Raw genomic sequence first — 13,361 nt, forward strand, 5'->3', positions numbered from 1 at the left:
TTACTTATCTAGGACAGCCCCTATTTTTTTATTTGTCTTTTATTCATAAGTGCAAATCGGTTTCGCTGCCTTTATGCTCAATACGGCGCTGCTCGCGGCGCTGATAGCGCAAACCAGAAGCTGCATACCATTGCGGCTTGGTAGTTTGTAGTAATTCACTGAGCCGCTGCAACTGTACCTGTAAGGTTTGGGTCAACCAAAAATAGCCTTGCCATTCAAATGCTAAATTCTGCACGCTGGGATAATCAGAAACCACAATACGGGTAATCGGTCTGAATACTTCGTCGCTTGGGCTACGAAGCACCGCTGCCATATGACGCATTGCTTGCGTTAACTCATGTTGATAATGAATCAGTAAAATGTGATTTTCATCGTCAATCTCAATGTTAGCCAAACGAGGCGCTGCGGTTAATAGTAAGTCAATCGTACCAATGATATTACGATGGGCGCGCTGAATGGTCTCAATGGTATCTTTGTCTAGCCCCGTTTCACTTGATGTCGCTGCAATATGCGGACGCACCGCAAGCAAGCGCTTATTGATTTCTTGTAAAGATTTAAGCAATGCTTTATCTACGGGAATATCAGGAATCGCATGATTGGCAATGTAAATCACGTTCGAGGTGCGATTCACTTCAGTATATTTAAATGGCTTGGCAGTTAAGTTTTCAGCATCGATATGATGACCCACGCCCGCGTATAAATCACTACAAGCATCAAGGTTACTTGCCATCAAGAATCTGAACATCAAGGTAGATTTGAGCGGTAAAATCAGCGTTGCCGCGACTGCGACCGCTGCGCCGATGAGGATATTAAAAGCACGATAAAGACCATCTTGAGCAATACTATTGTGGGCGGGGCTTGAGACGATCATCAGCATAGTAATACCTGTGAGCAGACCTATATAGCCAAGCTGCTTGACCGCCACATAACCAATCAAGCCACTAATTATGCCAATTAGCCCGTAGTATAGCCACAGCCAGCCGCCGATATCTTGAATCAACCATACAAAACTCAGCCCGACCACCACGCCGAGCAAAGTTCCAAGTATGCGCTCTTTGGCCTTGGTATAAATCGCCCCTTGGTATTGCAACAATCCTAATATCACAAATACCGTAATCGTCGTCCATTCTCCATGGGGCAAATGTGTGAGCCTATTGAGCAACAAAGCCACCAGAACTGCCACGCCCAAACGTATGGCATGCAAAACATCCGCATGCTGATAGCGAGCATAAGGCTCTATCACCGGTGCAGTAAATCGTTGTAAAAAAGTCGGCTTCACGCAGGACGTCTCTTATTATTGATAAGTAATTAAAAATTGGTTGAATAGTAATTGCTAGCTTAACCATTCATACAGCAATTATCAAAAAAATAACGCCTTTTCTCTATTAAAAGAGAAAGGACGTTAAAGATCAAAACATGATAGCAAATAACAAGAAAAAGTATTCTCAGAGTGTGGTTGGCTTCTCTAAGCGAAACTCCCAAGGTCGCAACGTTTGCTGCTTTGGGCTTCACCAAATAGAACTTACGCGCATAATGCTCAAAGTCCGCTAAGATAGTCTGCCCCCATGCACTGCTTATTTTATCGACATGGGTTTCAATCACTTGTTGTAAATAAATATGATGACCTTCCATTTGCTCACTTGAGATATGGTTTAGGTCAATCAGCTCATGATTACAGCGATCAAAAAAGTCTATGACATAAAATATGGCATAGACTTTTTATAAAATGAAATAATCAGTAATGAAACACTCAGTAAAATTAATTGCTTTTTTCTTCAATTAACTCTCTTATGCTGTCACTGTTATTTTTTGAAGCGTTGTTTTTTGAAGTGTTGTTATTAGCACTGGCATTAGCGTTAGCATTTTTACCAGCAGCATTGGCATTCTTATTAGCGGCGTTATTGGTATTGTTAGTACTATTAGCATTCCCACTTGGTGGTTTAGGCGCTTCGACCACGGGCGGTTTTTTCGGCGCATTATTATTGCCTGAACCATTATTTGTTGAGTTGCCAGTGGTTGTCGATTTTTTATTATCTGCTTCAGGTTTGCGGTTCGTATCTGTAGAGGATTGTGTGGTCGTTGTTTGGCCTTCGATGTCGACCGTACGTTCTTCGTTGACAGTCAAGGTATCGGAGGTATCAGCTGATTGGCGGATGCTTTCAGCCGCGCTACTGCTACCCTGACCACCACGATTGGCGTTATTGCTTACTGCTTGCTCATCGGCACTATCGTTAGTAGCTATTTTCTGACGCACTGGCACCTCGCGCTTGGTTGGGCGCAAGTTTACAGAGCGCGTGCGCTTAGTGCTCAAATCTTTAACCGGGTCAGGACGTTCATAATTGTCGATAATACTGACGTAACGATTAATCTCTTCAGGTAAGACTCGCACATTCGCCGGCAGCTTAAAGTCTATCAACTTGGCCGCGCCGACAGCTTCTTGTGGACTGCTCATCAGACCATAAGTCAGCATATAACGCACCTGATCGTTTTCATCAAGGTAGCGGAAATAAGCGAACTTCGCGCGGTCTTCACGGCTTTCTAAATAGCTGACAATCACATCATTTTCAGCGACATTCATCACCTGCACGGTCCACTTGCCCTTATTAGCGAGCAGATAACGCTTATCTTTGAACTCATCAGGATAGCTGCGTAAATCTTTCACCGTGGCATCGAAACTAATCGGCTGAACATCGGTATCAAGCTCATGCAAAGATTCAATCTTTAGCGGTTGCTCAAGCTCAGCGGTCGAGGCTTGCGGTGCTGATATTGGCTCATTTTCAATCTTTGCGCCCATTGCTGGCGTTTGGCTAAACATCCAAACCAAGGCGGTAAACACGCCCAATAGCAGGGTTGCTATCAGCCAAATCAGTGCTTGACGGCGATATTTCTGCCCAGCTGTGCGAGTCGTCGAGCGTGATGCTGCCATGGAGAGATCCTTGGAAAAAGGTACTTATAAAAAGAGTTTTATATAATAATGGTCTTAAAAAAATAATGCTAAAGATTGTTGAAATATATCGTAGCTAAAAAACAGTTAAAATAGCTATGTTAAGTGCCTAATGGTTATTTGTTTGGTGATAACTTAAGCACAACTCACCTATTAACGACTTAATGAGCTTGTATTATTGATGCTGCGACAAAACCTCGGTCAAAAGCTTGGCATCAAAATCATTGGTCAAGACCGCCTTACCCAATGATTTTAACAAAATAAGGCGGATTTGTCCGTGTTTGACTTTTTTATCATGACCCATCAAACCTAAAGCCGTCTCTGCGGCAATAGGTGGCGGAACGATTGGCAAATTGGCCAAAACCAACACACGTTTAATACGCTCAACGTCATCTATCGTTAACCAACCGATTTTTTGCGACAGCTCGGCAGCTTGTACCATACCAGCAGCGACTGCTTCGCCGTGCAGCCAGTTACCATAACCCTGATGCGTCTCAATTACATGACCAAAGGTATGCCCAAAGTTTAATAAGGCGCGTACCCCAGACTCTCTTTCGTCTTGCGCGACGATATCGGCTTTATACTGGCAGCAGCGCTTCACCGCCTCGCCAAGTACCGCTAAATCTAACGCCATCATTGCTGGTAAATTTTGTTCAAGCCACGTCAAAAAATTCTCATCCATAATCAGCGCATACTTAATGACTTCCGCCAATCCTGCTGATAGCTCACGCGCAGGCAAGGTTTTTAGCGTGCTCATATCGGCAAGCACCATTTGCGGCTGCCAAAATGCCCCAATCATGTTTTTACCTTGAGGATGATTGATGCCGGTCTTACCGCCAACGCTTGAATCTACTTGTGACAACAGAGTCGTTGGAATTTGAATAAAATTGACCCCGCGCATAAAACTAGCAGCAGCAAAGCCTGTCATGTCGCCAACCACACCACCGCCAAGTGCAACAAGAGTCACATCACGGTTAAAATGCTCAGCCATGAGCGCATCATAAATTTGGTTGATACTTGTTTGATTTTTATATTGCTCACCATCTGGCAGCATACAAACCTTGACGGTAAACTGCGTTTCAAGTGATTCCTGTAAAGTGTTTAAATATAAAGGCGCAACCGTGTCATTGGTGACGATAAGGACCTGACGACCGGTAATATAAGGCGCGATTTGACTGGCTATGCTGCTTTTTATGGCATCATTTTCGGTGCTGTTATCAGTATTATTTCCAGCAACGTTTTCAAAGCTGCTTACATTGCTATCTTCAGTGATAATAATAGGATAATCATGACTCTGCGTCTGAACTGTTAAGGTGGCATGAAACAGTGGCGTTGCCATGAAAATCTCCTTAATTAAGAGGATTGAGTTAAAATTAGCGGATTTATCTAACAAGCTTTTTCTAATTTATGTTATAGATGCATTTTATTATTCATCTTCTTTATGCGTTGAAGTCATAGAAGATGAGCCGCAAAATGCTTCGAGTTGCTGCAATAACTGATTGACCATATGGCGAGGATAAGTATGTCCAGTCGGCATGATGATATGCGCTACTTGGCGATACAAAGGATCGCGGGCGCTATACAAATCTTGCAATATTTTTCTAGGATTTGGCTGTTGTAATAATGGTCGTGACTTATCTTTGGCCGTACGCGCCATTTGTACGTCTACTGGTGCATTAAGATAGACAACGATACCGCGCTCGCGAAGAAATGCTCGGTTTTCAGCGGCCATCACCGCACCGCCGCCTGTTGCTAAGACAATCTGTGATTGCTGCGTCAGCTCATCAATGGCGCGTGTCTCGCGCTCGCGAAAGCCCGCTTCGCCTTCTTTAGCAAATATCCAAGCAATATCTGCGCCGGTTTGCGATTCAATATACCAATCACTGTCTACAAACGAGCGTCCCAACTGCTTAGCAAGCAACCTGCCAATGGTAGTCTTCCCCGCTCCCATCGGCCCTACTAGAAATACCGACGGTAATTCCTCAACCATAATACGCACTCAGCTAAATTAGGTATGATACAACGTCATAGATATTCTGGCTAGTAACGTGTATTGATTATTGTCAGTAAAATTTAGTGAAGCACAAAAATTATCCATAAAAAAAGCAAGCGTTGCTGCTTGCTTTTTTCTATTATGAAATGATTAAACCTGGATTAATTTAGACGACTGGTGCCATCATTAATCAATTTTGGCGTGACAAAGATCAATAACTCTTCTTTAGAGTTATTACGTACGTCCTTACGGAAGGCACGACCTACATAAGGCAGATCCCCTAAGAAAGGAACTTTATCGACCCCATTGCTTTTACGATTCTTAAAGACCCCGCCCAATACAACCGTTTGTCCATCTTCAACAATGACGTTGGTTGAAATAGAATCTTCAGCAATCGCGACCTGATTGTTAATAATGGTCGGTGTGCCATTAGTGATGAGCAGTTGCAAACCAATTTTACCGTCTGGGGTAATGTTTGGCGTGGCTTCCAAGCTCAATGCTGCTTCTTTAAAACTGGTAGTGGTTGCGCCACTGGCCGAGGCTTCTTGATAAGGAATTTGCGTACCAGAAGACACTTTTGCCGTCTGTTTATCCGCTGTCAAAATCTTTGGCGTTGAAATCACTTCACCGCGGTTATCTGCTTGTAGGGCTGATAACTCAAGATCAAGCATTACATCTGACATGCTGAGCAGTCCAAAAGCAATCCTACCGGCTGGGTTAGCAACACCTAAGTCAACGTTTAAGTTATCAGGACGGCTGATATCATACTTAGGATAAGAAACGGTTTGACCATTGACGGTCGTTGTTTCTACATCAAAGTCTTTTAAGTCCCATAGCGTCTGGTTACTACCACCGACCAACAAGTTACGGTTATTGGCAGCGCCGTTTGACAGGATACCCCAACGCACACCTATCTCTTTACTAAAGCTATCAGTAGCACTGACGATCCGCGCCTCAATCATTACTTGACGGACTGGAATATCGATTTTACCAATCAGCTTATGAATATTTTCAATACTTTCAGCCACGTCTTTAACAATCAACGTATTAGTACGCTCATCAACCGTTACCGTACCACGATTGGACAATAAGGTATTGTTATCAGCAGAGTTTGCGTTGCCAGTACCGCTGCCACCAGATGAGCCGCTACCTTGTGAGATAAGGGTCAAGACATCTGGTGCTTTGGCGTAGCTTAAACGAATATATTCAGTACGTAGCGGTGCATAAGACTCGACCGCTTGCTGAGCTGCAAGCTCACGGGCTTCCTGCTCGGCAAGCTCGGTAGCAGGCGCCACCAAAATCACGTTACCATTTTCACGTTTGCCAAGATTTTTACTTTTTAGAATAATATCTAATGCTTGATCCCAAGGCACATTAATCAGGCGCAAGGTGATATTACCAGCGACTGAGTCACTAGCAACGATATTCATATCGGTAAATTGCGCTAAGATATCTAATACACTACGAATTTCGACGTCTTGGAACTCCATCGATAGCGCTTCGCCGCTATACACTCTTTCTTCAAGCGTTGGCTCACGAAGTAGCGCAGGTTTTTTGATATTAATAGTTAACTGATTTCCTGACTGGTAAGCTTGATACTCAAAATCTTCTTTGGCGTTAATAGTAATCACGCCATTTTGACTTTGGTTTTTCGTATCAATACTATCAACCAGACCACTATTCACATTCAATCGGCGTAGCAAATTTCTCGGCACAGTGCTGCCCGTTAAGCGAACAACCAACTTATTACCTTGGCGCTGAACATCAACTGGGATGGCTTCGTTGGCAAGTGCGATACTAACATTACCACCGCCGTCATTACCTTTGGTAAAATTAACCGCCGTTAAACCATCATAACTATACTGCTTACTCACTTGTGAAGCCGCAAGCTGAGGGCTTAACAAAGGATTGACGCGAACCACCATAGTATCGGCAGGTGCTTGGGTTCCAGCTGCTTGAGCTTTAGGCGCTTGGGTTTTCACTACTTTTGTTTTAATCGGCGTAACTGCTACGCTACTGCTTTCAACGATCGGCGTCACAACAGCAGTAGTCTTGATAGCTGCATTACCATTAAGCACGTCTTGCACAGGGTCATTAGTAATCACTGGACGACTAGGATCGCTAATCGTCAGCAATAAATTATTGCCTTCAATAGCCGTAGTGTAATTGCCTGCTTGTTTGAGACCGACGATCAGACGTGTGGTGTTGTCGCTATTTAGGGTCGTGACATCATTGATCATACCGACGTTATATTCACTAAAGCGACTAGCGAGCCCATTTTGTACTTGTTCAAAATCTAATACCAAACGGCTCGGATTATCAAGCTGATAGGCAGCAGGTAATACTGGCTTGCCAGCAAAACCTAAGCGCATTTGGGTAACGGCTGGTGCCGTCTGTACCACAGAGACGTTGTTGATACGCTGCTCAGCATGAGCACTACTACTTATTGCTACCATACTCATTGCCAATGCAGAGATGGCAAAAGTAGAAGATACGCGGTTGCTCATCATCATTACCTTGTTATTGCGTACTGTCATTATGTATTCCTCAAAAAATCTGCCGACTTAGCTTATAGGGGAGACCAGCGACTGGGGTTTTTCTACAAACCCAGCGCGGCTGTCTGGCACAATTTCGATCAAGTTAATCTGGGTCGGCGTGATTTCAACAATACGGCCGTCATTTAAGCCAAGATAATTACCGACTCTCACGCTCGCAACCGAACCATCAGGACGCTGCACTAAACCATATTGCTGACCTTCAGGAGAAATAACGATACCGCGAAAGACGAGTTGCGAGAGCTCATATTGTTCAAGTGGTTCTTTCACTCGGGTTATGTCTGGACGCACACCATCGATAGAGGTCGCAGGGCCTTGTACATTCACTAAACTCGGTGGCAAAAATGGGCTACGCTGCGCACTAGCACTATAAACAAAATCTTCCACGAGTTCAGCTTTGGGCGGCGGTTCAATCGGCTGCGCGGGCTGGTTACGAATATCAGCCATCGCCTGCTCCGCCATACCAATACGGTCAGTACAACCCGTCATTAACAAAACAGTGGCGCTTAAAATCAGCAGCATAGGCAGATTTTTGTTATTCATTAGTTGCCTCCTGCAGCATCAGTAGTAGCGGCATCCGTCGCGGCGGCTTCATCACCTTCAGGAGCAGCTTCTTTTGAGCGATACGTTTTGGTTTGTAGCACCAAGTTGAGCTCCGGCAACACATCCAAGGTTGGCTGCGGGTTACTGACCTCAAAATCATGCATCGTAATGATACGCGGCAAAGCAGCAAGACCACTGATAAAGCTACCAAACTGATGATATTCCCCCAAGGCGGCGATACGAATAGGCTGCTCAATAAAGAACTCATTTTCAATCTCAGGCTCTACCGAAATATCTTGGAAGCGAATATTACTGCCAACCCCTGTCATATTGATGCCTTCGACCAACTCTGATACGCGAGTGTCTTTTGGTAGCTGGTCGAGTAAAGTGTTAAACTCCGATTCCATCTGAATCACTTGCGCTTGATAAGCTTTTAAATGACGCGCGCGCGATTCTTTTTCACGGTAACTATCAAGTAAGGTTTGCTGCTGACTTTCGGCAGCATTAATCTCATCAATTTTACTGCTAATTGGTAGCGCCCATGATAACGCAGCGATCAAAGCAATAATAAATCCAATCACTGTGGCTTTGACAGGAAGCGGCCAACTACCATAGTTCTCACTGTCTAATGACTCAAAACTACGGCGAAACTCATTCAAATCAAACTGTTTTTTCGTACTCACAGCAGTTTTTTTGGTTTTAACGAGGCGTTTTTTACGGGTCAGTTTCATAACTCACCTCCAGGCACAGTACTAGCGTCAGTCCCTTCAACCGTTTCTGACTGTACTTTGGTCGTGACAACAAACTGAACATAACTGTCTTCAGGATAAACAGGACGGGGCTGTCCACCAGTAGTAACCGTGTTTTCTAAGGCAGGCGCCGCTTCATAAGCGCTGATATTTTGCTGAATGTTACTCACGGCTGAATTGCCCATCCACTTACTGCTATCAAGATTACGAATCAAGCTAGAGACGATATTTGGATTGTCAGCAAGACCTGTTAACGTCAGCACATCGCCTTCGCGTTTTAAATTGGTTAAATAGAGGGCAGACGGTATCGCTTTAGCAATATCGTCCCATAAACGAACCGGAACCGGGCGCCGACCTTGCAAATCCTGAATAACCTGCATACGCGAGATAATATCTTCACGGCGCTGCTCCAAACTATCAATTTCCACCAAGGCTTTATCTAGGCGGGCATTTTCTTGTTCAATCAGCGCATTGGCATCTAATTGTTCATCAAGTTCATTATTAAAATAACTCCATGAGGCAAATGCTGCTAATAAAGATAGCAAGGTTACTGCCACCACCAGCGTAATAAATTCTTTATTGCGGCGTTCGCGCTCTTCTTGCCGCCAGGGCAATAAGTTGATACGAGCCATTAGTCGAAGTTCCTTAACGCAAGACCACAAGCGGCCATTAAGCTTGGGGCATCTATCGCCAGTTGCTCATTATCAATGTTCGGAGCAATAGTCATGTTGATGAATGGATTTGCGATACTGACAGGCACTCCCAATCTTTGCTGTGCCATACCTGCAAGCCCTGTAATGGAGCTACTACCTCCTGCAAGCACCACATGATCGATGCTGCTGTATTGACTTGATGAAAAGTAAAATTGCAATGAGCGCGTAATCTGTTGGATCGTGTTTTCTATAAATGGTGTTAAAACGTCGGGATAGTAGTCATCAGGTAAAGTGCGTTCACGTTTGCTGATGGCTGCCTCTTCAGCAGAGAGTCCGTAACGATTCTGAATCGCTTCAGTGAGCTGAGCGCCACCAAATAACTGCTCACGACTATAGATAAACTCACCGTTTTTAGCAATATACAAAGTGGTTTGATTATGACCAATATCGACTAAAGCCACCAAGTCAGGCATACTTGGCAAGTTATCTGCCATCAAACCAAAGGCACGCTCAATGGCATGCGACTCAATATCCATGACTTTAGTTTGCAATCCACCAAAAGTGAGCGCATCGACTCTTTGATCGACGTTTTCTGAACGTGATGCTGCTAGGAGCACTTGCACCATATTGTCATTTATAAGCGAAGGACCCAGTACCTCAAAATCCAAATTAACGTCTTCTAAGGGATAAGGAATGTATTGATCAGCATCTAAACGAATCTGAGCTTCACGCTCGACATCGTTAAGGATCATATCCATATCAATAATTTTAGTGATTACAGCTGAGCCTGAAACGGCGGTTACAGCACCACTACCCGCAGCTTGGCAGCGGCGTACTAAACTTGCTATAGTATTACCTACCGCTTCTGTGTCTACAATGAGTTTGTCGACCACTACGCCCTCTGGTAGTGTTTCAATACCGTAAGACTTTAGATGAAATATGCCTTGTTGGCGCTGTATATCAACCAACTTTACTGAGGTGGCACAAATATCCACGCCAATCAAATGCTGACTTTTAGAAGTAAATAGCCTCACAAACTCTATACCTTATATTAAGTGTACAATCTGATAGTTATTTGTAATAATTTAGTACAATACTTTACTTAACAGACATATTCAAGCACTTAGATTGCTTATTAAAGCACACTTACACATTTATTATTACCTGCCTATTTCGTTCAAGGTATAATCTCCTACCTGTTGTAAATTTTAATTGATAAGTCTGATTATGACCAAAAAAAATGCTACCGCTCGTCTCATTCACTTTTTGGTGGGGCTTTTCATTGCCTGTTTAGCGTTAGCGCTAATCTTAGCACTCGCCGTACCCATTGGATTTTATGGCATGGCGATGTATTTATCGCCAACCTTGCCAAGTATCCAAGAGATAAAAACCGCCAATTTAGAGATGCCCTTACAGATTTATAGTAGTGACGACAAGCTGATTGGTCAGTATGGTAATCGTTTATCGCTACCCGTGACCTTTGAAGAAATCCCTGAAGGCTTAACGCATGCTTTTTTAGCAGCAGAAGATGCCACGTTTTTTCAGCACAGCGGTATTAGTATTAAAGGTCTTGGTCGCGCCGTGACCGAAGTGGTTACTGACGATGAGAGCCAAACGGGCGGCTCAACCATCACCATGCAGGTTGCCAAAAACTATTTTTTAAGCTCAGAGCGTACCTTAAATCGCAAACTAACTGAGCTGTTTTTAGCCCGTAAAATCGAAGACGAGCTGAGTAAAAACGACATTCTTACCTTATATGTCAATAAAATCTATTTAGGTGAAGGGGCTTATGGTATCCGCGCCGCTGCCAAAAAATACTATAGTAAGTCACTTGAGAACCTGACGATTGCCGAAATGGCCATGTTGGCAGGATTGCCAAAAGCCCCTTCTAAGTACAACCCAGTTGCCAACCCTAGTCGCGCCCTCACACGGCGTAACTGGATTATTGGCCGAATGCACGAGCTTGGCTATATCACCGAAGCCCAGCACGACGAAGCCATTAATGCCCCAATTGGCATCAACCTTTATCAAGAAAAGCTTGATATGAATATGCCATATTTGGCAGAAATGACACGATCTGCTTTGGTTGAGCGCTATGGCGAACAAGTCATGAATGGCGGTTGGCGCGTTCGTCTTACCGTTGATAGTGAAGCGCAAAAAGCAGCAGAAACGGCAATATTGACTGGTTTAGTCGCTTATGAGCATCGTCATGGCTGGCGTGGAGCGGAAGCGAACGATGAGCCCTTAGAGAAATTCCGTCGTTATAGCAACATGTCTCCGGCCAAAGTCACCAAAGTCAGTTCGCGCAGTTTCGAAGCAACGCTGCAGTCCGGTGAAAGCGCCACCGTCAATTGGTCTGGTATGAGCTGGGCGCGTAAATATATTTCTGCCAATCGCATTGGATACTTTCCGAGTAATGCCAGTCAGATTGTCAGAAAAAACGATATCGTACGCCTCATACCGACCGCTAATGGCAATTGGCAATTGAGTCAAATACCAAAAGTGCAGGGCAGTTTGGTTTCATTGAATCCTGAAACCGGCGCTGTTAGAGCATTGGTGGGCGGTTTTGACTTTAACCATAGTAAATTTAACCGCGCACTTCAAGGCTGGCGGCAACCAGGCTCAACGATTAAGCCGCTGGTTTATACCACTGCCCTAGAAAAAGGCTACCGCCCAGACAGCATTGTCTCGGATCGCCCAATTCAAGTCGGCGACTGGAAACCCAAAAACTCCGATGGTCGCTTTTTAGGTGATATCACTTTGCGTCGCGGACTTTATTTATCACGTAACTTAGTGTCTATTCGCCTGCTGCAGGCTATTGGTATTTCTGATGCTCGTAATCTGCTAGATGAGTTTGGACTTGATAAAGAAAAACTGCCAACAACGCTATCGTTAGCATTAGGCGCTGGTCAAGCTACTCCGCTACAGATGGCAACAGCTTATTCAACCTTTGCTAATGGTGGTCATCGTATTCAGCCATACTTCATCGATCAAATTTATAACTATAATAATAAACTGTTATTTCAAGCCAATCCGCAGCAGGCTTGTGCTTTATGTTTCAATGAGCAGCTTGAAGATGTCAATAAAAAGCTTATCAAGGAGTATGAAGCAAAAATAGAAGAAAACCAGAAGGTAGCTGATAAAAAATCAGAGAGTGATTTAAAAGCAGAAAGTAGCGATGACCTAACAGAACAAAGCTCGGTAAAAGATAGTTTTGCCAAAGACAGTAAAGCGTCCGATTTAGATATTTATGATGCAGGCCCAGATTCAGATCGTCTAAAAGCACCAGCATTACAATATGTACGTGCTGAACAAGCACCGCGTGTCTTAAAGCCTAGAGTGGCTTTTGATATGGCAGATATTTTACGCGATGTTATCCAGCATGGTACTGCTTTTAAAGCCAGAGCGTTGGGACGTGATGACATTGGCGGTAAAACAGGGACAACGAATGAGGCAAAAGACGCGTGGTTTGCAGGGTTTCATCCTACCAATGCCACGGTCGTATGGATGGGCTTTGATCAGCCATCCACCTTAGGACGGCGCGAATATGGTGGCGTGGCAGCGCTTCCCGTCTGGATGGATTTTATGAAAGCCCAGTTAAAAGACACACCCCATCAATGGGTTTCTATCAATAACCGTGCTAAATCTAAAAAACAAAAGCAGACTATTATAGAAATGATGAATGAAGGCGCTGCCGAGCTTGAAGACGATGACGCTAATGATGGCAAATCAGCAAAGCCCGTCAAAACCACAACCCAGCAACGTAAACCGCCTACGCCCGAACCGACTGAAGAGCAAAAGCAAAATCGCTCTTCAGCCGACAGTCCTAAAATCAGTCGCAATGACGACAGTAGTCCTCAAAATAAGCCCTTATCAGTAACGCCGGCTGAGCGCATGCCGCCAATGCCCGAATAAATAATAGCT

The 13,361-nt window shown here is 44.2% G+C and carries 11 protein-coding genes; 1 reads left to right on the forward strand and 10 read right to left on the reverse strand.

What is annotated here, in order from left to right; genetic code table 11:
• Window positions 1-43: 43 nt before the first annotated feature.
• From B4K26_RS05185 to B4K26_RS05230, 10 genes are all read right to left on the reverse strand, one after another.
• On the reverse strand, window positions 44-1,279 hold the full coding sequence (locus B4K26_RS05185) for an FUSC family protein (protein ID WP_296243962.1): 1,236 nt from the start codon (window positions 1,277-1,279) through the stop codon (window positions 44-46).
• 59 nt (window positions 1,280-1,338) lie between these two features.
• Window positions 1,339-1,632, reverse strand: a complete 294-nt coding sequence (locus B4K26_RS05190) for a hypothetical protein (protein WP_296243963.1) — start codon at window positions 1,630-1,632, stop codon at window positions 1,339-1,341.
• 127 nt (window positions 1,633-1,759) lie between these two features.
• Complete coding sequence (locus B4K26_RS05195; protein WP_296243965.1) at window positions 1,760-2,926, reverse strand: hypothetical protein; 1,167 nt, start codon at window positions 2,924-2,926, stop codon at window positions 1,760-1,762.
• A 193-nt stretch (window positions 2,927-3,119) separates the two neighbouring features.
• Window positions 3,120-4,283 carry a 3-dehydroquinate synthase gene (gene aroB, locus B4K26_RS05200; RefSeq protein WP_296243966.1) on the reverse strand — a complete coding sequence of 388 codons (1,164 nt, stop codon included), beginning with the start codon at window positions 4,281-4,283 and terminating at the stop codon, window positions 3,120-3,122.
• Window positions 4,284-4,370: 87 nt separating this feature from the next.
• A complete protein-coding gene (gene aroK, locus B4K26_RS05205; protein WP_296243967.1) occupies window positions 4,371-4,934 on the reverse strand; it encodes a shikimate kinase AroK in 564 nt (187 codons plus the stop codon).
• A gap of 164 nt (window positions 4,935-5,098) precedes the next feature.
• Window positions 5,099-7,474, reverse strand: a complete 2,376-nt coding sequence (gene pilQ / locus B4K26_RS05210) for a type IV pilus secretin PilQ (RefSeq protein WP_296243969.1) — start codon at window positions 7,472-7,474, stop codon at window positions 5,099-5,101.
• Between the two features lie 27 nt (window positions 7,475-7,501).
• Window positions 7,502-8,035, reverse strand: coding sequence for a pilus assembly protein PilP (locus tag B4K26_RS05215; RefSeq protein WP_296243971.1), 534 nt, complete (start codon window positions 8,033-8,035; stop codon window positions 7,502-7,504).
• The gene (locus tag B4K26_RS05220) at window positions 8,035-8,766 is read right to left on the reverse strand and encodes a type 4a pilus biogenesis protein PilO (RefSeq protein WP_296243972.1); all 732 of its coding nucleotides are present in this window, start codon (window positions 8,764-8,766) and stop codon (window positions 8,035-8,037) included. The genes B4K26_RS05215 and B4K26_RS05220 overlap by 1 nt, the downstream gene beginning before the upstream one ends.
• Window positions 8,763-9,416, reverse strand: a complete 654-nt coding sequence (locus B4K26_RS05225) for a PilN domain-containing protein (protein WP_296243974.1) — start codon at window positions 9,414-9,416, stop codon at window positions 8,763-8,765. Before B4K26_RS05225 ends, B4K26_RS05220 begins: the two co-directional genes overlap by 4 nt.
• Window positions 9,416-10,471 carry a pilus assembly protein PilM gene (locus tag B4K26_RS05230; protein ID WP_296243975.1) on the reverse strand — a complete coding sequence of 352 codons (1,056 nt, stop codon included), beginning with the start codon at window positions 10,469-10,471 and terminating at the stop codon, window positions 9,416-9,418. The genes B4K26_RS05225 and B4K26_RS05230 overlap by 1 nt, the downstream gene beginning before the upstream one ends.
• 193 nt (window positions 10,472-10,664) lie before the next feature.
• Here B4K26_RS05230 and B4K26_RS05235 point away from each other — a divergent pair, with 193 nt between their 5' ends.
• A complete protein-coding gene (locus B4K26_RS05235; protein WP_296243977.1) occupies window positions 10,665-13,352 on the forward strand; it encodes a penicillin-binding protein 1A in 2,688 nt (895 codons plus the stop codon).
• Window positions 13,353-13,361: the final 9 nt, after the last annotated feature.

This window comes from Psychrobacter sp. UBA6766 (assembly GCF_002453355.1).
GTDB lineage: Bacteria > Pseudomonadota > Gammaproteobacteria > Pseudomonadales > Moraxellaceae > Psychrobacter.